Source organism: Ohtaekwangia kribbensis (assembly GCF_042676245.1).
Lineage (GTDB): Bacteria > Bacteroidota > Bacteroidia > Cytophagales > Cyclobacteriaceae > Ohtaekwangia > Ohtaekwangia kribbensis.
The window spans coordinates 179888-205648 of sequence record NZ_JBHTKA010000015.1 but is presented as its reverse complement, the minus strand read 5'-3'; the positions used below and the strand labels follow the sequence as shown (position 1 = coordinate 205648).

The window sequence follows — 25761 nt, the reverse complement described above, 5'->3', positions numbered from 1 at the left end:
AGATCAAAAATACTAAAATTAATACGGTTAATCTCATATTGTGTTATCTGTAGAAAAGAATATCTACCTGCCCTTCTTCCGAAATCGATGTCGCAGCATTCTGATCGATACCGAATGTAATTCTTGCTCCCGCGATGCCTCCCCGCTTCAATTGATCAAGTATTGTAAACAATCTTTTCTGATAAATTTCAAGCGATGTCGATTCTTTGGATTTATGAGCGATCAAGTGAAGTTTAATGTCGCTTTTTGGTGCAAAGGTTTGGGCTAACTGCATGAGTTGTTGATTTTGTTTCTCAGAGAGTGTTGATGACGCCAACGTAAAATTATATACCGTTGTTACTGCACCGCCCAATGTTTGTACTTCTGCGCGACTCAGATACTTGCGTGAATCGGTTACTACTTCGCGAACAGGCTTTATGCGTTTAACGCTATAAATATCAGCGGATGAACCACTTCGGTTGCTCACAAAATAAGCAACACTGTCGCCATAGAATGAAAAGTATCCATCAAAATTTTTAGAGTTAATCTTCTCAACGTTTTTCGGAACAGACCAGGCTTCCCACGAATCAAATAAACGATCTGAAACAAAGATGTCGGCATCGCCCAAACCACCATGGCCATTGCTTGAGAAATATAGTTGCTTCTTGTCTTGTGAGAGATACGGAGAAATTTCAAAACCGGAAGTGTTAATGGTAGGTCCGAGGTTTTTCGGTGTCGACCATTCGCCTTTATTGTTCTTCACACTAACATACAAATCCTCTTCACCTATACTGTCTTCACCGCGCATAGAAATAAAAATTACATCCGCATCGGGTGAAACAAATATGCCAAGGAACTGCTGCGAGTCTAACCCCTGCATCGGTATAAGCTCGGGCTTACTCCAGGTAGCACCTTGCTTTCGGGCGAAGAAAATTCCCTGTGTCTTTTTGGTTGCTGAAGTACTCAGCAGATAAAGTACATCACCTTTGGCATTAATGCCGATCACGGCTTCGGTGTTGTTACTGTTTATCTTCAGTTTGTTATCGGCTTTACTCCATGAGCCTGTGGCAGCATCGTATCGGCTGTACCACGCATCCGATCCTGCATATTGTCCACCGGTGTTGAGTGATGACAACACGCGCGTGAAATATAGTGTTGATCCGTCAGGCGACAGCAACGGCATGAGATCTTCGCTCTCGGCATTTATACCGGACGACAGCTTGCTTGCTTCGCCAAATTCAAGACTCTGTGCAACTCCTGGTATACATGAAAAGATACCGAGCAAAAAAATACAATACTTTACCATGTGTATGACCGCAGACCTTTAAAGTTGTTTAATCGTAACGCCAGCACCAGGTCGTGACTTCCATCATTGAACTTTCCGAAATCTCCCATGGACATTTCGTATGAGTAACCAACGGACAATGTCTTTGTAAAATCAAAACCCAATAATACAACACCGGCTTTAATATCACGGTAGGTAAGTCCGAACCATGCACGGTTCTTCAGGTAGCCTTTTACGCTATAGTCAAGCAAAACATGATTGTCTGTTTGGACGATGGCGAGTACGCTCGGTTTGAGCACCAGGTCGGCATTGACCGGAAGTACGAAACCGGTTTGAACAGATCCCTGATAAAACGGATCAGAGAAGTTTGCATCCGAGTTTGAAATAACCGATGTCGCGATCGGAAAATATGACACGCCAAAATAGAAATTCCTGCTATACAACAATACACCTCCGCGCAGACTGAACTCGGAATGTTTTGAACTTCCCTGCATAAGATGATCGTAGAACGGATCCTGGTCGGGATTCTCCCCGAGATATATACCGTTTACATCCAGCTGTGTATTCTCGATAAATGCCGTGAATCCTGCTGAAAGTCTGAGCTTTCGTGTCAGCGGATAATGAAACGCGTATGATACTCCTCCTCCGAGGCGATCGATCAACCCGACTTTCTCACTGAATAGATTGGCTCCTATACCATGAATGATCCGCTTCTTGGCAGGCACTGCCGAAGCCAATGCATTTCCTTTCGAAGGACGAAGCGAATTGGTAACCAGATCTGCCGGCTGTCTAAGCCTGTAGTTGAAGACTATATTTGCAAACTTGGGAGCGTTGGTTCCATAGCCGGCCATCTGGTACCGGTAACCGATGCGAAGATCGGCAAACTCATCCACCCCTGTGAACGCTGCATTATAGGCTGACGCAAACTGAAACGCCTGACCGCTGTTGGGTATATACTGGCAAAACGCTGGTATGGCAGGCAATAAAATAAATGCTATCGTAAAGAGTCTCATCATCGGGTACGCGCTATCGTAAAATCGTAACTATACCTTTATACATAATCTTGTTATACTTCAGATCGATTGTATAGTAATATGTATCGGCTGGTAATATTTCACCGTTGTACATGCCATCCCAGGCTTTATCAAAACCAACGCTCTGGTATAGCAGCTGGCCGCGTTTACTATATATTTTGATCTCGGCTTCGTTATACTGATCCACACCTTTGGATGCCGATATACGCCATACATCATTGGCGTGGTCGCCATTGGGTGTAAATGCGTTTGGAATATCGATACCTTCAAAGGTATATATGAGTTCGATGTAGCGATCGCGTGGTGTGCTCAGACTTTCACCATCGCTCAGTGCTATGGTAACACGTTTGGTTCCCAGGTTGATATCTTCCAGGTCTATATAATTATACTGTATCGTGCGAATGGCTTGTACATATTCCTGTATAGTCGTTTTACCGGTCAGCAGCAACTCACCGGTTGCTTCATTGTATATACCGGTAATGGTTGGTGTCGATGTAAAGAGCAGGCGATCGTGCTCCGGCTCAAAATCATCCGGGCGGAATCGTATTTCAGCACGGGTAAGACTGTCGGAGTCTACATCGTTAGCTTCGAACAAAGCGGTGAGGATCTGGGCATCTTCACTTCCCAAATCATAATCCAGCGAATCAGTTTCCAGAAATGTAATCACAGGCGGATCGTCTACAGGGGCTATAGTATAATTAATGGATGCACTGACCTTGCTATAGCTGAATCCATCGCTTGCTTTCCAGTAAATGGTGTCGTGGCCTGTATAATCCTGTGCAGGCTGATATATAATATTGGAAACCGAAGCGAAAGGGATTGTAGCATCCTGGGTCAGTGTTGCGTTGTTCAACACTAAATTTCCGTGCCTGGGAAGTCCCGTGATCTGTATACCAGCAATCGGATTTCCATCCGGATCGCTATAGGAATTGGCGATGTCTTGCGATACCAGCGGTGTCGCTATATCTTCATTTATAGCCAGGTTATAGGAACTTGCTACCGGCCTGCGATTCACGATGAGCGTGAACTGCTGTTCATCCAACACGGTTGTACCATCTTTGATCTGCAATCTTACCACACTGCTTACCGGTGCACCTGAAGGTGGCGTTCCTTTCAGAACGGCAACATTCTTTCCGGTAGGCGGAATTGTGAGTGTTGCCCACGAGGGTTTCTGCACGGCAGCAATGGTGAGATTATCCACTACATCGGTAATGGTAATATTATACTGGTATAATTCTGCCTCAACCGCTACAGTTACCGGCTGGGAAGTAAATTTCACCTCGACTACATCAATCGTAAAGGTTCGGGTAAACTCTTTGAATCCGGGATCAAGTAATTTTACCGTGATCTCGGCTGAACCTGACTGGTTCGCAGCCGGTTGATATTTTAAGGTAGCGGTTGCTCCTGTTCCGTTATAAGTAACAACCGGGTCCGGTATAACCGTTGTATTGCCGGACGTAGCCGTGAGTAATAACTGTTCTGTCTCACCCGGTCCTGCAGAGATACCTGTTATGGTTATCGTCTTCTGTGCGCCATTGCGTAGTACGCGCTGAGGGTTAGGTGTTATCTCATCAAACACCGGGTCATCGTTAACGGCTTGTATCGTTACGGTGATAGTGGCAGCTCCCGAGGTAGCACCTGCGTCATCGTTCACGCGATAACTTACAACGGCGGTCCCGTAGTAATTCGCAGTTGGTGTAAAGGTAACTTCGCCTGTAGCACTTGCTGTAAATGTACCGCCTGTTACAGTGTTGGTGTTTTGTATACCGGCCAGCGCTGTGTTCAGATCGACAGTAGCTCCGTCAATGGTTCCGTCTGTATCCGTATCATTTGCCGTTACGTCAAATTTAACGGCAGTATCTTCTGTTGTTGTTACGGCATCGTTCACTGCTACCGGTGCATCGTTGGAAGCTGTTACGGTGATCGTAATGGTAGCGCTGTTGGAAGTAAGTCCACCGTTGTCGTTCACCGTATAGGTTGCTGTAGCTGTGCCGGTAAAGTTCGATGCCGGAGTATATATTACAATACCGGGCGATGCTACACTGGCTGCAAATGTACCGCTCGCATTGGTAATGGTATTTTGTATACCCGGTGATGATGGGTTGAGATCGATCGTTGATCCGTTGATACTTCCATCCGGATCAGTATCATTGGCAATGACATTTATATTCAAAACGTTGTCTTCGGTTGCTGTACCGGCATCGTTGTTTGCTACCGGAGGATCATTGATTGCCGTTACCGTTACAGAGATTGTTCCTGAATTGGAGGTAGCCCCTCCGTTGTCGTTTACGCGATACTGCAGTGTAGCTGTATTGTTAAAGTTGGCAACCGAGGTAAACGTTACGGTACCGGAGGTATTCACCGTCCATGTGCCCTGACCGGAAACTGTTTTGGTCGTCTGAATTCCGGATGCTGCTACATCCAGATCTACGGTGGCGACATTTATAGTACCATCTATATCGGTGTCATTGGCAACCACGTTGATCTGTACGGCCACACCGTCTGAAGCATTAGCCACATCGTTGTTTGCGACCGGAGCATCGTTCACAGCATTAACGGTTATTGTGATCGTAGCATGATTGGACGTTGCTCCTACGTTATCATTAACGGTATAGGTAATAGAAGCTGTTCCATTAAAATTATCAACCGGATCGAAGGTAAGCACACCAGAACCATTCACTGAAAAGACACCCTGCGATGCAACGGTATATGAATTCTGAATGCCCGCTAATGATGTATTCAAATCTACTGTGGCAGCGTTGATGGTTCCATCCGGATCGCTGTCGTTCCCTACCAGTGAGAGCGTTGCTGTAGCATCTTCGTTAATCGTGATCGCATCATTTACGGCTACCGGCAAACTATTCACAGAATTAACCAGGATGCTAAACGTAGCGGTGTTGGACGCCGTACCGGTGTTATCATTGACACGATACTGTATCATGGCCGTTCCGTTATAGTTTAGCGTAGGTGTATACGTTACTTCACCGGTAGCATTCACGCTAAACGTTCCGCCTGTGCCTGTAGCTGAATTCTGAATACCTGCTTGTGCTACATTCAAATCAACGGTTGCCGGGTTAACGGTTCCGTCAATATCAATATCGTTGGCTACTACATTAAATGTAACCGTTTCATTCTCGTCTGCATTGGTCAGATCGTTGTTGGCGATTGGTGCATCGTTCAACGGATTTACTGTAATGGTGATCGTACCTATATTGGAAGTAGCACCGGTATTATCGTTCACAGTATAGCTTGCTGTAGCTGTTCCATAAAAGTTAACGGTAGGGGTATACGTTATCACTCCGGAAGCATTTACGGTTATGGTCCCTCCTCCTCCACTTACGGATGCCGAGGTTTGAATGCCGGCAGTTGCCGGATCCAGATCAACCGTGCCTACGGCTATTGTACCGTTGCCATCAGCATCGGTATCGTTGGTTACTACGTTCTTGGTTACGGGTGTATCTTCATTGGTCGTCACTACGTCATTCACCGCTACGGGAGCATCGTTTGCAGGATTTACCGTAACGGTTATCGTAGCAGCATTGGAAGTAGCGCCGCTGTTGTCGTTAACCTGGTATTGTAGTGTAGCCGTACCGTTATAGTTTGTGGCGGGTGTAAACGAAACGACACCGGAAGTATTAACAGTCCAGGCGCCAACGCCTGAAACGTTGTTCGCATTCTGTATACCGGGCGTTGCTGTGTTTAAATCTACAGAAGTAGCATTGATCGTTGCTTTTCCGTCCGCATCTGTATCGTTGTCCAGAACACTTATCGTTACTAAAGTTTCTTCTGCAGTGGTGGCAGCATCATTCACGGCTACTGGCGCATCGTTTACTGCATTCACCGTAATGGTAATTGTAGCGACATTGGACGTAGCCCCGTCATTGTCGTTAACGGTATAGGTATGCGTGGTGGAGCCGTTGAAATTAGAGGCCGGTGTAAAACTCACGATGCCGGATGTACTTACGGTATAGCCGCCATCATCATCACTATACGATGTCTGTATACCACCTGACGTTGTGTTCAGGTCAACCGTGTTCGCTGCAATGGTGCCATCACCATCGGTATCATTTGTCAACACGGTTATAGTAACAGGCGTGTCTTCATTTGTAGTTGCGGCATCGTTGCCTGCAGTTGGAGCATCGTTTACATCCACTACGGTAACCGATATAGTTGCCTGGTTGGAAGTAGCGCCTCCGTTATCATTTACTGTATACGGCAGTGTGGCAGAACCTTGAAAATTAAGCGCCGGAGTAAACGTAACAACGCCAGTTGTACTCACCGTCCACGCTCCTACTGAAGGCGTGGTAAATGCATTTTGAATACCTGTGGTGTTTACATCCAGGTCTACTGTATTGGCAGCGATGGTGCCGTCTATATCGGTATCATTGGTTGTTACACTGAATGATACGGCTGTCTCTTCATTGGTAGTGGCATTGTCTCCATTGGCAACCGGGGCATCGTTTGCAGCTGTAACGTTCACAGATATAGTTGCCACATTGGAAGTACCTCCGCTATTATCCTGAACGGTATAGGTAAGTGAAACCGGTCCGTTGAAATCCGCTTTCGGAGTATAGGTAACTACTCCGGATGCATTCACATTCCAAGTTCCGTTCCCGTCAGCTTTTATATAGGTGTTATCGATGGCCGGAGTGGTAGGATCAAGATCTACCGTGTTGGCGGCTATAGTCCCATCCGGATCAGAATCATTCGACAAAATAGTAATAACGAGTGCAGTCTCTTCAGGTGTTGTTAATCCGCTATCGTTGCCCGCTACCGGAAGATCGTTGGCAGGCGTAACCGTAATTGATATTGTGGCCTGATTCGATGTAGCTCCGCTGTTATCCTGCACGGTATAGGTCAGTGTAGCCGTACCGTTGTAGTCAGAAGCAGGTGTGTAAGTAACAACTCCGGTTGAAGTATTTACTACCCAGGAACCAGCTGTGTTCGTATGACTTGCATCAATATCCGTTGTCGCTGTGTTCAGGTCAACGGTTGAGGGCACAACCGGTCCTTCTGCATCGGTGTCGTTGTTAATAATATTCAGCGATACAGGAGTGTCCTCTGGTGTGGTAACACCTGCACCATCGTTATTCGCTACGGGTAGATCGTTAACCGAAGTGATCGTTACGGTAATAGTAGCTTCGTTGGAAGTTACTCCGTTGTTATCATTCACAACGTACTGGGCAGACGCTGAGCCGTTGTAATCAGCAAAGGGGGTAAATGTAACGACACCCGCATTATCAACTGTAAACACTCCTATATTTGGAATGTTATTAGAGCTCTGTCTTCCACTCGTTGAAGGATCCAGATCAACCGTGGCGGCGTTGATCGATTCATCATCCGTATCGTTCGTTACTATATTAAACGATACCGGAGTATCTTCACTGGTGCTGGCCAGATCATTGGCAGCTACGGGTGCATCGTTTACTGCATTAACTGTAATTGTAATAAGCGTTGGTAAAGAAGATATACCAAGACTATTTTTAACCGTATAGGAATTTGTTATCGTGCCATTGAAATTGGCTGCAGGTGTAAACGTTACTACTCCTGAAGCATCCGCTAACAACGTGCAGCCCGATATAATAATAGAAGATTGAACACCATCTGTTGACTGATCAAGATCCAGCGTTGCCGGATCCAGACTTAACAAGTCTATATCATTAGACAGTACAGGAATGGTTATAGGCGCACCGTCTTCGTCCATCTCCTCAGAGTCTGGCAAAGTAACAGGCACCTGTGCAAAGGCTAGCCCGACTTGGGTCAGTAAAACACAAAGTAATATTTGGCGTAAAAAACGCATATTTCAACTATAGACCGACAAAAATAATTAAATTAATAATATCTCTATCCTCTCTGAATTTTAATTGTAACTCTTAGTTTCGTGGTTTAATTGATTAAAAACAATGGTTGGTATCATTTCGGTAATCTTTTGGGTCGGTATATTGGTTGTTGGGTATACTTATGTAGGATATGGCATAATTATTTACATTTTATCAAAGCTCAGGGAAAGAACAAACGTTTTAAGTTCCGCGCCAGACGAACAATTACCCAATGTAACGCTGCTCATAGCGGCCTATAATGAAGCCGATATCATCAGGAAAAAAATTGAGAATACGCTCGAACTGGACTATCCGGAAAATAAACTGGAGATTTTTTTTGTGACGGATGGATCTACCGATCAGACTCCGGAAATTGTAAAAGAATATCCCGCCATTCAATTATTTCACTCGTTCGAACGAAAAGGTAAAATACATGCCGTTAACAGGGTGATGAAATCTGTTAAAACTCCTATCGTTATCTTCTGCGATGCGAACACCGATCTCAACCGCGAGGCTATCAAATATATTGTGAGACATTATCAGGATCCGACTATCGGAGGAGTTGCCGGTGAGAAAAGAATTTTAAGTAAAGATAAGGACAATGCGTCCGGATCAGGCGAAGGACTTTACTGGAAATATGAATCGTTCCTGAAGAAGAAAGATGCCGAGGTATATTCTATTGTTGGTGCAGCTGGTGAATTATTTTCAGTACGCACCGAGCTGTTCGAAGAGCCTGCCGAGAATATGATCATCGAAGACTTCTATCTCTCCATGCGCATAACGGCTAAAGGATATCGCTTTGCGTATGAACCCGATGCCTTCGCGATGGAAACCGCGTCTGCTTCCGTAAAAGAAGAATGGAAAAGAAAGGTGCGTATATCGGCCGGAGGTTTTCAGGCCATGGCCAAACTCTCCTATCTTCTTAATCCGTTTCGCTATGGCATTCTGAGCTTTCAGTATATCTCACATCGTGTTATGCGCTGGACGCTCGCTCCGCTTTTCTTACCCATCATCTTTATAGCGAATGCATGGCTTGCATTTTATGGCGTTCCCTTTTATCAACTGACCATGGTATTGCAGGTGTTGTTCTATGGACTTGCCTTTCTTGGATACCTGCTCCGCGATAAGAAGATCGGCATCAAAGGCTTCTTCGTGCCGTACTATTTCGCTGTGATGAACCTGTCGGTATACTTCGGACTGAACCGTTACCTGCGGGGCAAGCAGTCGGTGGTGTGGGAAAAAGCGAAACGTGCTACTGCCTAGAAAACAGGCTGTTATCTATATATTTTTCTATTTAAGGCATGATTATGCCGCTATCGGATTTGACTAATTCCTGATCTGGTATAATTTTGCCAACCTTATAAAAAGCACAACCCCATGGGCCGCATATTTGAAAAACGAAAGCACAAGATGTTTGCGCGCTTTGACCGGATGGCCAAAGCCTTTACCCGAATAGGAAAAGATATAGCCATTGCCGTAAAGAACGGTGGTCCTAGTCCGGAAAACAATCCGAAGCTCCGTCTGGCCATTCAGAATGCCAAAGGTGTTAACATGCCGAAGGACAAAGTGGAAGCCGCCATCAAACGTGCCTCTTCGAAAGAAGAAAAAGATTTTCAGGAAGTTACTTACGAAGGCTATGCACCACACGGTGTACCGCTGATGGTAGAATGTGCTACCGATAACCCTACACGCACGGTAGCCAACGTACGTCTCCATTTCTCGAAAAACAATGGCAGCATGGGTAACTCCGGCTCCGTTGCTTTCCTGTTCGAACGCAAAGGTGTTTTTAAATTCGAACCAGCCAAGCTAAACCTGGATGACCTCGAGCTCGACCTGATCGATGCCGGTGCAGAAGATATAGAACGCAACGATGAGGAAATTGTAATCTATACCAAGTTCACGGAGTTCGGTCACATGCTGAAGTTCCTCGAATCCAAAAACCTTGAACCGAAAAGTTCTGAGCTTCAATATATACCCAACACTACCAAAGAACTGAGCGAAGAGCAGCAGGATGAAGTATTAAAACTGGTAGAAGTATTGGAAGGTGATGATGACGTTCAAGCCGTCTATCATAACCTTGCTTAACGTTGTTTAACCAAACTATAGGAACTTCGCTATAGTTTCAGTTTCTTGAATATACCTTCCGGTATGCTACGAATGATTAACATGATCAGTCTCCATACCGGAAGTACATATATCACATCTTTCTTTTTTTTAACAGCCTTAAAGATTGCTTTACTTAAATGCCCGGGTTCTGCTGTGAGTGGTTTCGGCAACTTTAAACCTTCTGTCATACGCGTGTTGATGAAACCCGGCTTTACTGTTACCACGTGAACATTACTTTTGGTAAGTCTGTTTCGGAGTCCGGAGAGATAAGCCGTGAATCCTGCTTTAGCACTGCCATATATATAGTTACTCTGGCGGCCTCGTTCACCGGCTACTGAACTTACCCCAACGATCACACCGTTTTTGTTTGCCTCGTAGTTGTTGGCAACGGCATTGAGGATAGAGACAGCACCGGTATAATTGGAATGAATAACTTTTTCACTCGCAGCCCAGTCCTGCTCCGAACGTTGCTGATCGCCCAGCAAACCGAATACACAAATTGTAACATCGGGTTTCGGACTCAATGAATCATAGAACGATTGGTGTGCTTCCGATTGCAGCGCATCGAACTTCAATGCTTTTGCTTCTATGCGGTGACGGATCGCGGCATCGCCTGCCATGACATTGAGTGTATCAATATCGCGTCCAGCCAGGTAAAGATTATATCCTTTTGCGGCAAACTCATGCGCACAGGCAACGGCTACATCGCTGGTAGCTCCCAAGATTAAAACGTATGACACTTTTGTAGTTTGATTAGGTCTTTCGCGATGAAAACGATTCCGTATACCTTGCTGTCATCGCTGCAACAAGATATTCCAAACATACTAAATATCCTGTATAAACATGGGTTCAATGACTTCACATTTTAACAATACTTGATTAATACCTGAACACTATTTTTAACGCATCCTTATTTGAAAAGAATGTCGAAGAATTTCTATCGGTTAGCCGGTGCGTTGTTAGGTGTCGTATATCTCCGCGGATTATTTATCCCTCTTATGGATAACGATGCGGCTCATCATGCTAACATCGCGTTACACATGTTTTGTACGGGCGATTATGTTTCGCTCATCGATCAGGGGCGCGACTATCTCGACAAGCCTCATCTGCATTTCTGGTTAGCTGCATTGTCTTATCACATCTTTGGTGTGAACTCCTTTGCCTATAAATTCCCTTCGCTCCTCTTCAGTATACTGGGCATCTATGCTACCTATAGGCTCGGTAAATTATTATACTCCAAAGAGACCGGCAGACTGGCAGCATTTATACTCGCCACCTCATTTTCATTTATACTCGCTAACCACGATGTTCGCATGGATGCGATTTTAACATCGTCTGTTATATTCTCCATCTGGCAACTGATTGCTTTTACAAAAACACTCCGCTGGAAAAATCTGATGCTGGCAAGTATAGGGCTCGCCTGTGGATTCTCTACCAAAGGCATGATCGGAGTCGTGATGCCCGGCATTGCCGTTGCCACGCATATACTATATGAACGTAATTGGACAATTCTATATCATTGGAAATGGATGTTGTTACCGGTATTTGTATTGATGCTGATCGGCCCGGTGCTATACTGTTACTATTTGCAATTTGACCTTCATCCTGAAAAGTTTGTACGCGGTCACGCGGCTATATCCGGAGTTCGATTTATACTGTGGTCACAAAACATTGAACGACTCGAGGGTGAAAAATTCGGAGCTGTTGCACAGGGCGATCCGTTCTTCTTTCTGCATACATTTCTCTGGGCTTTTATACCGTGGAGTCTGCTTACCATTGCCGCATACTGGAAGCGACTCAAGAAATTTATACGCAAGAGATTCCGCTATAGTTCACAGCGCGAGTTCATCACATTTGGTACTATCACCATCATCTTTATAATTATATCAGCGTCCAATTTCAAATTGCCGCATTACCTGAATATACTGTTGCCATTGTTTTCAATATTACTGGCAGGCTACCTTACCAGTACATTACGAAGACGGCCGCAGCGTGATTTTTTCATCACGCAGATTATTCAGGCAGGGTTACTTTTGATTGGCATGATTGCTCTGACGCTTTGGGTCTTCCCGTTGCAGAATTTCCTGGTTATTCCCCTGCTGCTGTTACCCGGCATACTATATTTTCATTTTCAGCAGGAAGCAACCTTGCAACAACGTGTAGTTATGCTTTCCATTTGCACGGCACTGTTTTGCAATACGTTACTCAGCTTTCATTTTTATCCGCAATTGCTAACGCATCAGGCTGGTAAAACGCTGGCTGAAGATATACTTCAATTGCCCATCGACCGAAACAAATTATATTATTTACAGGATTATGAACACAGCAATAGCCTCGATTTTTATTCTGCGTCATTAATAGCCGATATATCAGCCCAAAAACTCTCAACCATCAGGCAACCCGTATGGATCTGCACAGGCGTAAATGGCAAAGCCGAACTTGACCGATGCCATATCCCCTACACCATCACCAGGCAAGTATATAATTACCGTGTGTCAAAGCCGAAAGGAAGTTTTCTGGATCCGGACAGTCGGGCATCGCAGCTTAAGCATTTTTATGTATTGGCGATCAGTCGATAGTGTTATGATAGGGTATCCATAGTGAATGCCCTATCATTATCGTAAAAGTATATATCACATCACGCGAAGACTTCTGATCCACTGCTCAGCCTGGCCAGGATCGGTATAGAAGTGCTCGTTTTCACGGCTATATTTACTTTCGTATACGTCTATCTTCGACTTGTCCTGATGAACGTGCACAGCGCCTACACATTTTATTCCCCGGGTGTTGGTATACTGTATTGATTTCGCATCCTCTTCAAACATATCGAGGTAGCCCACTTTCCAGCCGTATTGCGCTAACGTAAGTGGTACAATGGTCCGGAATCGCTTATGCGCATCTATATCGATCGCTTTAAAACCATAGAGGTTGATGAAAATCTTGAACGAGTCGTTGCTGTTTACTTTTGCGAGGGCATCGTGCAGAGATTGCTCCCACGTTTCAATATCTGTTTTATCAACATCACCGGAGATATGCGTTACAATGAGTTTTTCTTCAGGATAATACCGGCTTGAGGTTATTTTTTCAGCATTCATTATAGAGGGTTGTTTATTTATAGCATGTTAAGAAATATACTTCAAAATTGCTGCTAACTACCGGGCACTTATATCCTTCACCGTAAACCGGTCTTCCACAAGACGGTTATTATATTGCTGAACGATAGCCTTGATCTTTTCTTCCATCCTGCTCTTTACTTCGGGCTGTGTATCTTTAACATCCTGCGTTAGCATCTTATCAGTTTTAAAATTATAGAGCGCCAGTGTTTTGGTTCCATCAAACTGGATTACGTAATCACCTTCCAAAAGCTGGTAAGCGTTGTCTTTATAGTTGAACACAGCCGGCACGGAATCATCGCGAAATATATCACGGCCAAACGCTACGTACGGAGTATTGAAATGCAAGTGTCCTAACACAGAAGGCATGATATCAATTTGCTGCACCAATTGATCCGAGTATCCTTTCAGACTATGATCAGGCTTGAAGAAGATCACCGGCACCGAATACAACCCCCAGGCTGTACGCGATTCATCAAACTGTATCTCGGATGAGGTGTGATCAGCCGTAATCACAAACAGTGTATTCTTATACCAAGGCATCTTCGAAGCCTTCTCAAAGAACTTCTTCAACGAATAATCAGTATACTCTATGCATTTATGAATCACCAGCGGACCGCCTTTAAATTTACCTTCAAACTCCTGCGGTACTTTAAACGGATGGTGCGATGAAACCGAGAAGATGGAGCTCATGAACGGCTGCTGAAATTCATTCAGCTTATCGGCATAAAAGTTAAAGAACTTGTCATCCCAGATTCCCCACATGCCATCCGAATCATTGTCATTACCATACTCCGTCATGCCATAGTATTGGTCAACACCTGCCAGGTTCATAAAAGCCTGAAAACCCATGGAGCCGTTGGGCGCACCATGAAAGAAAGATGTATGATACCCTTGCGGCTTTAACAACGATGCAAGGCTATTTATTTTATTTCCGGAATACGGAGACAAGAAGTAAGGAAGTCCCAACGATGGTATACTGCTGATCACCGAAGGCAAACCATCAATGGATTTACGTCCGTTGGCAAATGAATATTGAAACGTAAGACTGTGTTGTGTGAGCGAATCCATAAAAGGTGTATATCCCTTATACATTCCATTTTCTTTTTCTTTGTTGAATACACCGAAGAACTCCTTCGAGAAACTTTCAAGTATAATTACTACCACATTATCGGGTCTGAACGCGACCGTATCTACCGGTATATGTACGGGGGTATATACGTTTGAAAGTTGCTGTTCATCCGTAAAGTAAGTCGCCTTTTGTATCTTGGTTTTACCGAGTGTGCGCAGCAAGGCAAACGGTGTGTTGAGCACGAGGCTTATCGCTTTCGGGTCTTTTACATACTCACCCGCGTTGCTGAGTGTAATGGGACGCGTACTGTGTGCAAAGCCACCGCGCAGTCCGCCTATCACCAGGTAGATAATGGGCACCATCAAGACCAGTCCACCGACATAAAATACAATTTTGTTTTTAATCATCGGGCCTTGCAGTTTGATGCACCGGTATAGCCAAACCATTAATGCTATAAGCGCAAGCCAAAATACAACCGCATACCAATAGTCCATCAGGAAACTTAACCAAAGGCTGCCCATGTTCTGTTCATTCTCAAATTGCTTGAATACATCGGCCGTGGTGCGTCTGCCGGTGAAGCGGAAGTATATAAAATCAGAAACGTTGGCCGCCAGGGCTATTCCGTTAAAGATGTAAAACAACCACATGACTATACGCTGATACACCGGGTGAAATCGAACCTGCAGTGGTATTATACTTAGCAGGATAACCAAAGCGTTGGTGTAAAGTACGGCCGAGAGATCGAAACGAAGTCCGCCCACAAAAATGCGCAGCATATCGTCTGCAGTAACATCCGTGAAATAACTTTTGTTGAAAACGTAAAAGCCGAGTCGGCAAAGCGTATACAAGAGCATGGCCAGCAGAAATCTGAGCACCAACACTACATAAATATTTCCCTGAAGCTTCAGGCCTTGAAAGTAGTTCCGCATATTCCTTCGTGTAACAAGGATTAGATTAACGGAGTGCGATTTAATACAATTTTGACATAATTATCACATGGCCCCGCTTAAAATTAAACCAGCATGTGTGCGCCTGCATTAATTGCTTATTTTGCCGCCTGTAGCTAAACCGTGAAGTATTGTAATGATCCGGCTTTCTATTTTTTTATTCGCACTGTTTTCTATTTTTTTCAGTCACGCACAAACGCGCACACTTTATTTAGGTATTGGTACCGGGATGACATCAAGCTATACGTGGGATAACGGCATAAGCAAAGACCCACGGTATAAAGATCGGTATGATATCAAGTTTGCTCCTGTATCCCTGAACTATGGATTGGACTTTGAAGGATATGGATTTTTCATCAACCCCGGTCTGGTAAATATAGGGCAGAATTTCTATGTCACGAATACCGTTGGCGGTCAGCAGGGAACGCGCAAGATAAATCTGAGCTACATCAATCTTCCCGCTGCATTTAAACTGCACATCATTGATCTCTCTTTTTTTAAATTAAGTCTTACCGCTGGCGGAAGTTTTGCATTCCTCATGAAGGGTAAAGAAACCGTGAGTCATGAAGAAGCCAAACTCACATTTCCAACACAGGTATATCCTATACTTCCCTCCGACTATACCATTGTTTACGATGGCGTAATAAGTCCCGCGGTATCAAAATATACTATAGCTGATAAAAAGGATTTCAAGTCATACCAGGTGTTTGCCTTGCTGGGATTTCGTTCGGACTGGGAAGTATCAGACGATTGGATGATGTCTCTAGACTTTCGTATGAACTACGGAATCTTTGATCCGCGCACCGATGAATACATGCAGCGTGTTAACGCTTACCAGACCCTATACGATATATCCGGAAAGCGAAGGGATATGTTTGCACTCATTAACGTAAGTGTCTCGCGTTACATTGAGTTGAAGAAAGAGAAACACTCTCCGAAAAAACGTTCATCGTATCCTTCGCACAAATCGCGAAGCCGGCCTCGCGGATAAAAAATTGATTCTATCTTTGTTCACAAGCCACCTATGCTGAAGATAGATTCTCATACACATATTATACCCGAACGACTCCCGGATTGGACCAGCAAGTTCGGCTACGGAGATTTTATTTACCTGCAGCATCATCGGAAAGGTTTTGCCAACATGATGCGTGGCAACCAGTTCTTTCGTGAAATCGGAGAAAATGCCTGGAACGCTGTGCTACGCATCGAAGAGTACAATCAATATCATACGCAAGTGCAGGTGGTGTGTACGATCCCGGTTATGTTTTCGTATTGGGCCAAGCCGGTTGACTGCCTGGCTATTTCACAATTCCTGAACGATCACATTGCTTCACTAATTGATCAGCATCCGAAAAACTATTTGGGCCTTGCAACCATCCCTATGCAGGACACCGCGCTCGCGATTCGTGAATTGGAGCGTTGTAAGCAATTGGGTTTGCAGGGCGTGCAGATCGGTTCAAATATTAACGACCTGAACCTGAACGAGTCACAGTTCTTTCCGATCTTTGAAGCTTGCGAAACGTTAGGAATGGCGGTTTTGGTTCATCCCTGGAACATGATGGGTGAAAAAAGTATGCAGCGTTACTGGCTTCCGTGGCTTGTAGGGATGCCGGCCGAAACAGCGCGTGCGATCAGCTCCATGATTTTTGGCGGTATATTTGAGAGACTCCCTGCGCTTCGGGTTAACTTTGCGCATGCGGGCGGATCGTTCTTACCAACGATCGGGAGACTGCAGCACGGGTTTGAGTGCAGACCAGACCTCGTAGCGGTTGACAATGCTGTGGCACCGAAGGATTACCTCGGCAAATTCTGGGTGGATAGTGTTACGCACGATCCGTTTATGCTGGAGTATGTTTTGAAGTTGCAGGGATCAAAACGTGTTACACTGGGTAGCGACTATCCCTTTCCGCTGGGTGATCTGAAGATCGGGGCATTTATTGAAGCGATGGATTTGAGTACAAGTATAAAAGAAGATATATTTCACAACGCTGCTTTGGCGTGGCTTAATTTAGAAAAGGAACGATTCGAATAATGAGTATACAGTATTACCCCGGTGAAGGAAGATTTACAAAGACTATTGGATGTATCATGATGATGGTATGCTGCATGATCGGCAGTATACATACACTTCACGCCCAGGACAAAGAAAAGGCTGATGAATATGTACGTCAGCAGGAACAGGCAAAGAAAGCCGCCCTGATGCGCGAGCTTGACTCTGGCGTTTACTATATGGACAATGGTGATTACAAACGTGCGGATAAAATATTCCGCCATGTTCTTAGCTCAGTGAAGAGCGTACCTTCTGATCTTACTTATTACTTTGGCAAGAACTCGTTTTACATGGAGCAGTATAAGCAAAGTATAGATTGGCTTAACAAATATATACAACTGAAGGGAACCAACGGTCAGTATTCGCAGGATGCTATACTCTGGAAGCAACGTGCCGAAACGGAATATCTGAAAGAGAAATCAACACAGGCTGAAAAGGTACAGGAAGTACTGTCCATGGATTATGATATTGACTGTGGCCCGGCCGGTAAAGTTGTTTGTCCGGCATGCAAGGGCGATCATGTTATTATACACCGGGGTGCTTTCGGCAACGAGTATAAAACGTGTCCGTATTGCAACGAGCAAGGTATACTTACATGCGAGGAGTATAATTTACTGATCCGCGGCAAGCTTCAGCCGAAGACTGCGAACAGATGAATCGTTATCTGTTAATAGTTAATCGTGGTTTAAAATCCTATGGCACAATGGCCACGAAGAAGACACAATGCTTCGAAGGAAAGCCTCCGCGAAACCCTGTGTCTTCTTCTTAGTGCAAGAGATTTTTATAGTCGAGCAGTCTGTTGATTTCTGGATACCTTGCGTTCCGGCCTTACAATGAATTTCACTTCAGCATGAAGTGCTGTAAATAGTTTAAGCGCTGTTCCTAACGTCATATTCTGAGGACTATTCTCTAGTCGTGATATCTGTGCTTTTTGTACTCCTATCAATTGACCTAATTCTGTTTGTGTCATATCACGTTCCATACGAAGTCGTTTAATCGTATCAGATAGGACATCCATGCTCAAATCAAGTTCATATTCTTCACGCTTGGCTGTACCACGCTTGCCTATTAGTTTATCTTTAGTTTCCTCTAAAGTATATATCCCAGAACGCGAGTAATCTATATTGAACACCGCGATACTCTGTTCTAAATTCCCAAATATCATCTTTCAGTTTCTTAAAGAATTTGATATTTAAGTTATGCGCGTGAGCGCTCAATCCCTCCACGTATTTTCGCTCTCACATGTTCATCTTGTTGTTCCCAAAAATGAAAGGCTGCTCTTAGCAGCAGAATACTAAATCTGACCATCAACGTTAAAAAACTACTCCGCAAAGGAGTACAAAGTTTACATATATAGAAACTTAAAAATCAAAGTTTGACTCATTGTAATTCTTTGTATTTTTGCCACGCTTTTTCGGAAGCACCAACGATTAACCTGCAATTAATCCATGGCATTATACAATCGCGTTGACGGCCGTCTTCTCAAGGAGAAGATGCGCTCCACCCTCGAAAAAAGGGTAACCATTTCCTTTTACAAGTATCATCACATTACCAATCCACAGGAATTCCGCGATCAGCTCTACCGCGAGTTTGATGCACTGGGAGTTCTGGGGAGAATTTACATAGCTACCGAGGGCGTTAACGCGCAGATCAGTGTACCCGAACATAATTTCAACACATTCAAGACCAGATTATATAGCGTTGACTGGCTGAATAATGTTCGACTGAACATTGCTGTAGACGATAACGGAAAATCGTTCTTCAAACTAAAAATACTGGTGCGTAAAAAGATCGTTGCCGATGGACTTGACGATAGTTCATTCGATGTAACCGACAGCGGTACGCACGTAGATGCTGCGACCTTTAACAAGCTCGCAGAAGATCCGAACACGATCATCATCGATATGCGCAATCACTACGAGAGCGAAGTAGGACATTTCAAAGGTGCTATATGTCCGGATGTAGATACGTTCCGTGAAGAGCTCCAGGTAGCAGAAGACCTGATGCGCGATCAGAAAGACAAGAACCTGCTGATGTACTGCACGGGTGGTATACGTTGTGAGAAAGCAAGTGCCTGGATGAAACACATCGGTTTTAAAAATGTCTTTCAACTGAACGGAGGTATAATCAAGTACGCTCAGGAAGTAAAAGATCAGGGCATAGAAAACAAGTTCATTGGTAAGAACTTTGTGTTTGATGAACGCCTGGGTGAACGGATCACCGAAGATATTATAGCCGTGTGTCACCAATGTGGTAAACCTTGTGACGATCACACCAACTGCAAAAATGATGGCTGCCACCTGTTATTCATTCAATGTACAGAGTGTGCAGAGAAGTATAACAACTGCTGCTCAGACGCCTGCAAGGATATATTAGAGCTCCCGGAAGAACAGCAACGCGAGCTGCGAAAAGGTATAAATAAAGGAAGGCAGGTCTTCAAGAAAGGAAGATCAGAACACATCCGCAGCCACGAATCATAGTTACAACGCACAAAGCGTAATCTTTATAAACCACCTCACGAGATTTTACCGTTGGGGTGGTTTTTGTACATTTAATGCTGAACTCTAAAATTGTTGACTTCTTGGACCACGTTAAACCAATTCGCATCGGTATTATAAATGTTTCAGATCGTGCCAGTCAGGGTATATATGAAGATATACCGGGCAAGGCGATTGTAGAAACACTGAATGAATACTTGAAGAGTCCGTGGGAAAAAGAGTACGCGGTAATTCCGGACGAGCAACATCTCATCGAAAAAACAATGATTGATATGGCCGATAACCGTAAATGTTGCCTGATCATTACATCAGGTGGAACGGGCCCGGCAAAGCGGGACGTCACTCCGGAGGCCACGGAAGCGGTATGCGAGAAAATGATGCCTGGCTTTGGAGAGTTGATGCGTGCTGAAAGTCTTACATACGTACCCACGGCAATCCTTTCGCGCCAGACTGCTGGTATCAGAAACCAGACCTTAATAGTAAATTTACCGGGGAAACCAAAAGCAATCCGGCAGTGCCTGGATGCTGTTTTTCCAGCGATACCGTATTGCATTGATCTGCTGGAAGGACCGTTTATCGAATGTAACGAAGAGGTCGTTAAGATCTTTCGTCCGAAAAGTACTTAATTTACAGATTTACTTTAACTTACTATGGCCAGGATCAAGTATTACTACGACACCGAAACCTGTAAATACGAGCGGGTAAAAACTAAAACAAGTGATGTTGTAATGAATGCCCTCGGCATTCTTTCGTTAACGGTAGCGATGGCTGTTGGTCTCCTCATTCTCTACACCAACTACTTCGAATCCCCCAAGGAACTCATCCTTAAAAATGAGATCAAAGAACTTGAATTCTACTACGACAAGCTTACCCAGGACGTAAAGAACCTGAATGAGATACTCGGTGATGTAGAACATCGTGATGATAACATTTACCGTGTGGTTCTGGGCGCTGAACCTATCGATAAGGCTATACGCAATGCCGGTGCCGGTGGTACCGATCGTTACGAAGACATCCGCGATAAAAACATCGATCATGAAGACATGGTGGTTGGCCTGAATGAAAAGGTAGACCTGCTTCGCAGAAAACTATATATCGAATCTAAATCGCAGGATGAAGTCGTAAAGCTGGCTGAAAAGAAAGAGAAACTCTATGCTGCCATCCCGGCTATTCAACCGGTATCCAACAAACAACTTCATGCACTCGCTTCCGGTTTCGGATGGCGCACGCACCCGATCTACAAGGTTAAGAAAATGCACACCGGTATTGACTTCGCTGCTTCTATCGGAACCCCTATATATGCAACTGCTGATGGAACGATCGCTGAAGTAAGTGTGAAATTCAGTGGCTATGGAAAGATGGTAGAAGTTGATCACGGCTTCGGTTATCGTACACGCTATGCGCACATGCATGAGTTTGCTGTTCGCTCCGGCCAGAACGTGAAACGTGGTGACCTTATCGGTTATGTGGGTAACACCGGACTGTCAACGGCTCCTCACCTGCACTATGAAGTGCTGATCAACGGCAGCCAGGTAGACCCGGTGCACTATTTTTACAACGACCTCACAGCGGCTGAATACGAAAAAGTACTGGAGCTTGCTTCGATCGAGAACCAGTCACTCGGTATGTAATCATTCAAGAAACATTCATTCTGACACTGTAACAATAGACTTTACACTTCCCCGGAGACCACTCTTCGGGGATTTTGTTTTTTAAAGTACCTTTACTTTAGAATATATACCTGCGATGCCCAGACTTCTACCTGCCTGTTTGTTGGTATTGATCGCCTGCACCAACGCCATCTCCCAGGGATGCAGCGATGCCGGCTTCTGTACTATGGGGGCCATGAAACCCGATCAGCCCTTCAACAAGAAAATTGAACTTCGCTTACGCTCCATGGAGATCAGTTTTTACCGGGGCACCACTACGCTTACGCCTATTGTGTACGTTGCAACGGCCGACCTGAACTTCAGTCTCAATCGTAAAACATCTTTCCAGGTAAAGCTGCCCTACCAGGCTGTATCCGGTTCACTGGCCAACACTTCCGGGCTTGGCGATATATCGCTGTGCATTACGCGCAATATATATACTACCGAAAACTACGACATCAATTTATCAGTCGGGGGCAAAATACCAACCAACCGATCCGATAAAGATGTGGATGGATATCCATTACCGATGTACTACCAGACCAGTCTGGGTACGTACGATTTTATTACCGGTATATCCCTTATCAGTAAAAAGTGGTTGTTCGCTACCGGTATACAACACCCGTTCAACAAGAACAACAACCAGTTCCTGTGGTCAGCGTGGGAAGGTAGTTCTGAAGACATGGGTTATATACATGACTATGCGCGGGCAAAAGAGCTGAAGCGTGGCACCGATATCATGTTCCGTGTCGAGCGTAACTTTCGGTTTTCAAGGATCAATTTTTCATTTGGGCTCTTGCCTATATATCGCATCAACAAAGATGAAATTGCCGATGCAAATGGAAATCGGTTCAAACAAGATAAAGCCCATGGCCTTGCATTGTCCGGCATCTTTACCACCGGTTATAACTTCAATGTACAATCGGGTGTAAAACTCCTGGTAGGTCATAAAATTACCAATCGCGATGTAAATCCGGATGGACTCACACGCGAACTGGTCTCTTCTATAAGTTACTACCACCGTTTCTGATATATGCGCAGGTTCCTGTTACTTCTTTCCTTTCCGCTCCTGTTGTCGTGCTATACGCAGGCACAGAGCATTACGCTGGTAGATCAGTATTTACTCAACGCAGAGTACGACAAAGCCCTGCAGCAGATTGATCTTGCTCTGCAGAAAACTTCCGACAGCCATACCGTGGCCTTGCTGCAAAATAAAAAGGCAGAAGCGCTGATTCGTCTCGGTAAACTGGACCAGGCTGAAAAAATACTTACGGGTATATACACTCCGTCTACACCGGGATTTCAACAGGCTATAACACAAACAACCTATGGTTTACTTTACATGAACCAGGGACGAAATGATGTTGCCGAAGATGCCTTGCAGAAAGCAACACACTTGTTTGATGAAAGTAACAAAGCAGAAACACTCGAAGCCGCGCAAGCCCTCGCCTATCTCGGAAACCTGTATTGTGCCACCGGTAAATATACCCAGGCTGAAGAGCAACTGAACATGGCGCTGTCGCTGCGACAAAAGCAGTTGAAGGAAAATCACGAACTGATCGCAGCATCTTACAACGACCTCGGTCTTACGTTTACCGCCACCGATCCTGACAAAGCACTGGAGTATTATGAAAAGGCACTGGCCATCTATCAAAAAGTCCATGGCAAGCAACATCCTAAAATTGCCATCGCCAATACTAATATAGGGTTTGTATACCGCAAGCTCGAGCTATATGGTGACGCGGTGAACAACTTTGAATCTGCGCTTAAGATATGGGAACAGGTATATACCACAGCCCATCCATCCAAAGCGTTTGTACTTTTTAACCTGGGAGAAACCTATCTGAAGATTGGTGATGCCAAAGCAGCAGAGGCATTCTACATGCGTGCGCTGAGTATGTACCAGGAGAGCTACGGAAAGAAACATCCGGAGATCGCACGGGTATTAAATGCTGTAGCAAGTATACATATACCGCGGAATGAATTTGAGAAGGCGCTGAACTACTATCAGCAGGCATTACAGGCGAATATAAATGATTACGAAGCGACTGATATCACCACACAACCGCGGCTGAAAAACTTCTACGATGGTAACGTGCTGCTATACTCATTACTGGGTAAAGCGCAGGCACTGGAATCTCAGTACTATGGGCGGACACTGAAGTTCACCAACCTTTCGCTCGCGTTACAAACACTGCAGGTATGCGATACATTGATCGATAAGCTGCGCCAGCTAATCACCAATGAGAGCGACAAGATTCTGCTGGGGGTTATAGCCAATGAAGTATATACCGATGGCGTACGCATTGCGCATGAAGCCGGCAATGTTGCCCTGAAAAAGAAAACTTATTTTGAACTTGCTTTTTACTTCGCAGAGAAAAGTAAATCAGCTGTGTTGCTTGAAGCTATATCCGATGCCAATGCCAAATCGTTTGCCGGTATACCCACAGATTTGCTGGACGAAGAGAAAAACCTGAAGACCGCTATCGCCCTGTGCGCACAAAAGCTCGCACAAAAACCTGCGGCTGATGAAGAGAAGTATCTGCGGGAAACATCGTTCAGTCTGAATCGCAGCTATGAAGCATTCACCAAGCGGTTGGAGAATCAATTTCCGGAATACTTCAACCTGAAGTTCAACACCAGTTCTCCATCCATTCAGCAATTGCAAAGTAAACTGGATGCACACACAGCATTGTTGAGTTATTTCATAGACGAAAAGAACAACCGGCTATATATATTCCAGATCACCCAAAAGAAATATAGCATCATCGACCACACTTTACCGGCAGAGTTCGGCAAGTATATAACCGGCATGCGCAATGGTATATTCTTCAATGACCAAAAGGTATTTATTAAATCGGCAGCGAAACTATCGGCATTGCTCCTTCCCCAACACCTGCCGTCTGGAGTGCAGAATCTGCTGGTGTTACCAACCGGGCGACTAAGCATTATACCTTTTGAGGCCTTGTTTACAAACGCTGTCAATGAAACGGATAGCTATAATGCATTGCCTTACCTCATCAATCGCTATACCGTACGCTATGAATTTTCGGCAGGGCTTATACTTCAGAAAGGAGGCGCACAACGGACTGCCGATACGCCATCCATACTGCTATGTGCCCCGGTAACATTCCCGGAGAAAGATGGACTTCCGGAATTACCGGGTACGGAATCGGAAGTAAATGAGATCGCCAGACTTTTCGCATCTCAAAATTATACCAACGGACTATATATTAAAGATCAGGCTGACGAGAAGCTGGTGAAATCCGGGAAGGTAAAGGACTATACCTATATACATCTGGCCACACATGGCGTGGTAGATGAGAGTAATCCTGCACTATCAAGAATATTCTTACAATCTGATATAGGCTCTGAAGACGGAAACCTGTTTGCAGGCGAAATCTATAACCTGGATCTGAACGCAAACCTGGTTACACTTTCTGCATGCCAGACGGGATTAGGCAAGATATCAAAAGGTGAAGGTGTCATTGGGTTATCGCGTGCGCTGGTATATGCCGGTGCGCAAAACATCATCGTCTCCTTCTGGAGTGTAGCCGATGAGTCAACATCCGAGCTGATGAAGAATTTTTACCGTAAGCTGCTCGAAGAACAGAATACTACATTCTGTACCAGTCTGCGCAAAGCAAAGCTGGAGCTGGTGAAGAATGAAAAGTATGCAGCTCCCTATTACTGGGCTCCGTTTATCCTCATCGGATTTTAAAGACAATCATACGAACATCTATAGCGATGGGTATAGATGTTTACGAAAAGAATTATAGCAAAGGCTTGATGCGCATATTCCGGATCAACCCTTCTTCGATCTGAAAAATATGCTGAACATTCTTGATCGAAACTATATTTCCTTTCAGATCGCGGATAATCTGGTTGGCTTCCACAACAAAGCGCCCTTCGTCATCTTCTTCAAAATATACCGGCTTTACATGTGGATCCATATAGCTCCACTGGCGTGACCAGTAATCCCGAATACCAGTATGCCCCTGCACGAGGCCGCCCTCGAGTGCATTGGCCCAGTCTGCGTGCGGATGGATAACCTCTAACGCTGCATCTATGTCGCGGGCATTAAATGAATTGTAGACATATTGCAAAAGTTCACGAAAATCGATGTTTTGCGAAATGGTCATACGACAGGGTTAATTTGTTACCCTGAATTTCTATACGGCACACCAGTACGCCAACAAAATTGCCGTA

General features: G+C 44.7%; 20 protein-coding genes. 11 read left to right on the top strand and 9 right to left on the bottom strand.

All coding sequences use genetic code 11. From position 1 onward, the window contains the following. Positions 1-43: 43 nt before the first annotated feature. Genes ACFQ21_RS27690 through ACFQ21_RS27680 form a run of 3 tightly spaced genes read right to left on the bottom strand, consistent with a single transcriptional unit; the run spans position 44 to position 8098 of the window. Positions 44-1285, bottom strand: a complete 1242-nt coding sequence (locus tag ACFQ21_RS27690) for a hypothetical protein (RefSeq protein WP_377585383.1) — start codon at positions 1283-1285, stop codon at positions 44-46. Beyond that, positions 1279-2280: a PorP/SprF family type IX secretion system membrane protein gene (locus ACFQ21_RS27685; RefSeq protein WP_377585381.1), complete on the bottom strand. Its 1002-nt coding sequence runs from the start codon at positions 2278-2280 to the stop codon at positions 1279-1281. The genes ACFQ21_RS27690 and ACFQ21_RS27685 overlap by 7 nt, the downstream gene beginning before the upstream one ends. Before the next feature lie 10 nt (positions 2281-2290). Further along, entirely contained in the window at positions 2291-8098 is a 5808-nt protein-coding gene (locus tag ACFQ21_RS27680; RefSeq protein ID WP_377585378.1) for a tandem-95 repeat protein, read from the bottom strand. Positions 8099-8201: 103 nt separating this feature from the next. Between ACFQ21_RS27680 and ACFQ21_RS27675 the strand changes: the two genes are divergently transcribed. Together ACFQ21_RS27675 and ACFQ21_RS27670 are read left to right on the top strand one after the other, a co-directional pair. Further along, the gene (locus tag ACFQ21_RS27675) at positions 8202-9380 is read left to right on the top strand and encodes a glycosyltransferase family 2 protein (protein WP_377585375.1); all 1179 of its coding nucleotides are present in this window, start codon (positions 8202-8204) and stop codon (positions 9378-9380) included. Positions 9381-9494: 114 nt separating this feature from the next. After that, on the top strand, positions 9495-10202 hold the full coding sequence (locus ACFQ21_RS27670; protein WP_377585372.1) for a YebC/PmpR family DNA-binding transcriptional regulator: 708 nt from the start codon (positions 9495-9497) through the stop codon (positions 10200-10202). A gap of 29 nt (positions 10203-10231) precedes the next feature. On the opposite strand, the gene ACFQ21_RS27665 is transcribed toward ACFQ21_RS27670, so the two are convergent. Beyond that, the gene (locus ACFQ21_RS27665; protein WP_377585369.1) at positions 10232-10963 is read right to left on the bottom strand and encodes an SDR family oxidoreductase; all 732 of its coding nucleotides are present in this window, start codon (positions 10961-10963) and stop codon (positions 10232-10234) included. Between the two features lie 183 nt (positions 10964-11146). On the opposite strand from ACFQ21_RS27665, the gene ACFQ21_RS27660 reads away from it, so the two are divergent. After that, complete coding sequence (locus ACFQ21_RS27660; protein WP_377585366.1) at positions 11147-12802, top strand: ArnT family glycosyltransferase; 1656 nt, start codon at positions 11147-11149, stop codon at positions 12800-12802. Between the two features lie 54 nt (positions 12803-12856). On the opposite strand, the gene ACFQ21_RS27655 is transcribed toward ACFQ21_RS27660, so the two are convergent. Both ACFQ21_RS27655 and ACFQ21_RS27650 read right to left on the bottom strand, forming a co-directional pair. Beyond that, positions 12857-13318, bottom strand: coding sequence for a hypothetical protein (locus ACFQ21_RS27655; RefSeq protein ID WP_377585363.1), 462 nt, complete (start codon positions 13316-13318; stop codon positions 12857-12859). Between the two features lie 57 nt (positions 13319-13375). Then, a complete protein-coding gene (locus tag ACFQ21_RS27650; RefSeq protein WP_377585360.1) occupies positions 13376-15337 on the bottom strand; it encodes an LTA synthase family protein in 1962 nt (653 codons plus the stop codon). 154 nt (positions 15338-15491) lie between these two features. Between ACFQ21_RS27650 and ACFQ21_RS27645 the strand changes: the two genes are divergently transcribed. From ACFQ21_RS27645 to ACFQ21_RS27635, 3 genes are read left to right on the top strand one after another with little or no spacing between them, the layout of a single operon-like run. Then, a complete protein-coding gene (locus tag ACFQ21_RS27645) occupies positions 15492-16346 on the top strand; it encodes an outer membrane beta-barrel protein (RefSeq protein ID WP_377585358.1) in 855 nt (284 codons plus the stop codon). A gap of 33 nt (positions 16347-16379) precedes the next feature. Then, complete coding sequence (locus tag ACFQ21_RS27640) at positions 16380-17387, top strand: amidohydrolase family protein (RefSeq protein WP_377585355.1); 1008 nt, start codon at positions 16380-16382, stop codon at positions 17385-17387. Continuing rightward, the gene (locus ACFQ21_RS27635) at positions 17387-18061 is read left to right on the top strand and encodes a hypothetical protein (RefSeq protein ID WP_377585353.1); all 675 of its coding nucleotides are present in this window, start codon (positions 17387-17389) and stop codon (positions 18059-18061) included. Before ACFQ21_RS27640 ends, ACFQ21_RS27635 begins: the two co-directional genes overlap by 1 nt. A 125-nt stretch (positions 18062-18186) precedes the next feature. On the opposite strand, the gene ACFQ21_RS27630 is transcribed toward ACFQ21_RS27635, so the two are convergent. Further along, positions 18187-18537 (bottom strand): helix-turn-helix transcriptional regulator, encoded by a 351-nt coding sequence (locus ACFQ21_RS27630; protein WP_377585351.1) that lies wholly within the window; start codon positions 18535-18537, stop codon positions 18187-18189. Then, positions 18485-18631: a hypothetical protein gene (locus ACFQ21_RS27625; RefSeq protein WP_377585349.1), complete on the bottom strand. Its 147-nt coding sequence runs from the start codon at positions 18629-18631 to the stop codon at positions 18485-18487. Before ACFQ21_RS27625 ends, ACFQ21_RS27630 begins: the two co-directional genes overlap by 53 nt. A 222-nt stretch (positions 18632-18853) precedes the next feature. On the opposite strand from ACFQ21_RS27625, the gene trhO reads away from it, so the two are divergent. The 5 genes from trhO (at position 18854) to ACFQ21_RS27600 (ending at position 25273) form a co-directional block, all read left to right on the top strand. Further along, positions 18854-19885: an oxygen-dependent tRNA uridine(34) hydroxylase TrhO gene (gene trhO, locus ACFQ21_RS27620; protein ID WP_377585346.1), complete on the top strand. Its 1032-nt coding sequence runs from the start codon at positions 18854-18856 to the stop codon at positions 19883-19885. A gap of 101 nt (positions 19886-19986) precedes the next feature. Continuing rightward, positions 19987-20529 carry a molybdopterin adenylyltransferase gene (gene mog, locus ACFQ21_RS27615; protein WP_377585344.1) on the top strand — a complete coding sequence of 181 codons (543 nt, stop codon included), beginning with the start codon at positions 19987-19989 and terminating at the stop codon, positions 20527-20529. 24 nt (positions 20530-20553) lie between these two features. Next, a complete protein-coding gene (locus ACFQ21_RS27610) occupies positions 20554-21534 on the top strand; it encodes a M23 family metallopeptidase (protein WP_377585341.1) in 981 nt (326 codons plus the stop codon). Positions 21535-21649: 115 nt separating this feature from the next. Continuing rightward, positions 21650-22582: a hypothetical protein gene (locus tag ACFQ21_RS27605; RefSeq protein ID WP_377585338.1), complete on the top strand. Its 933-nt coding sequence runs from the start codon at positions 21650-21652 to the stop codon at positions 22580-22582. 3 nt (positions 22583-22585) lie between these two features. Then, a complete protein-coding gene (locus tag ACFQ21_RS27600) occupies positions 22586-25273 on the top strand; it encodes a CHAT domain-containing protein (protein ID WP_377585336.1) in 2688 nt (895 codons plus the stop codon). A gap of 52 nt (positions 25274-25325) precedes the next feature. Here the strand turns inward: ACFQ21_RS27600 and ACFQ21_RS27595 are convergent, their stop codons facing one another. Then, positions 25326-25694, bottom strand: coding sequence for a nuclear transport factor 2 family protein (locus ACFQ21_RS27595; RefSeq protein WP_377585334.1), 369 nt, complete (start codon positions 25692-25694; stop codon positions 25326-25328). Positions 25695-25761 lie beyond the last annotated feature (67 nt).

Bases quoted from the DNA above. Each gene is read 5' to 3' on its own strand.
- ACFQ21_RS27690 (WP_377585383.1), bottom strand. From the start codon at position 1,285: ATGGTAAAGTATTGTATTTTTTTGCTCGGTATCTTTTCATGTATACCA.
- ACFQ21_RS27685 (WP_377585381.1), bottom strand. From the start codon at position 2,280: ATGATGAGACTCTTTACGATAGCATTTATTTTATTGCCTGCCATACCA.
- ACFQ21_RS27680 (WP_377585378.1), bottom strand. From the start codon at position 8,098: ATGCGTTTTTTACGCCAAATATTACTTTGTGTTTTACTGACCCAAGTC.
- ACFQ21_RS27675 (WP_377585375.1), top strand. From the start codon at position 8,202: ATGGTTGGTATCATTTCGGTAATCTTTTGGGTCGGTATATTGGTTGTT.
- ACFQ21_RS27670 (WP_377585372.1), top strand. From the start codon at position 9,495: ATGGGCCGCATATTTGAAAAACGAAAGCACAAGATGTTTGCGCGCTTT.
- ACFQ21_RS27660 (WP_377585366.1), top strand. From the start codon at position 11,147: ATGTCGAAGAATTTCTATCGGTTAGCCGGTGCGTTGTTAGGTGTCGTA.
- ACFQ21_RS27655 (WP_377585363.1), bottom strand. From the start codon at position 13,318: ATGAATGCTGAAAAAATAACCTCAAGCCGGTATTATCCTGAAGAAAAA.
- ACFQ21_RS27650 (WP_377585360.1), bottom strand. From the start codon at position 15,337: ATGCGGAACTACTTTCAAGGCCTGAAGCTTCAGGGAAATATTTATGTA.
- ACFQ21_RS27645 (WP_377585358.1), top strand. From the start codon at position 15,492: ATGATCCGGCTTTCTATTTTTTTATTCGCACTGTTTTCTATTTTTTTC.
- ACFQ21_RS27640 (WP_377585355.1), top strand. From the start codon at position 16,380: ATGCTGAAGATAGATTCTCATACACATATTATACCCGAACGACTCCCG.
- ACFQ21_RS27635 (WP_377585353.1), top strand. From the start codon at position 17,387: ATGAGTATACAGTATTACCCCGGTGAAGGAAGATTTACAAAGACTATT.
- trhO (WP_377585346.1), top strand. From the start codon at position 18,854: ATGGCATTATACAATCGCGTTGACGGCCGTCTTCTCAAGGAGAAGATG.
- ACFQ21_RS27610 (WP_377585341.1), top strand. From the start codon at position 20,554: ATGGCCAGGATCAAGTATTACTACGACACCGAAACCTGTAAATACGAG.
- ACFQ21_RS27605 (WP_377585338.1), top strand. From the start codon at position 21,650: ATGCCCAGACTTCTACCTGCCTGTTTGTTGGTATTGATCGCCTGCACC.
- ACFQ21_RS27600 (WP_377585336.1), top strand. From the start codon at position 22,586: ATGCGCAGGTTCCTGTTACTTCTTTCCTTTCCGCTCCTGTTGTCGTGC.
- ACFQ21_RS27595 (WP_377585334.1), bottom strand. From the start codon at position 25,694: ATGACCATTTCGCAAAACATCGATTTTCGTGAACTTTTGCAATATGTC.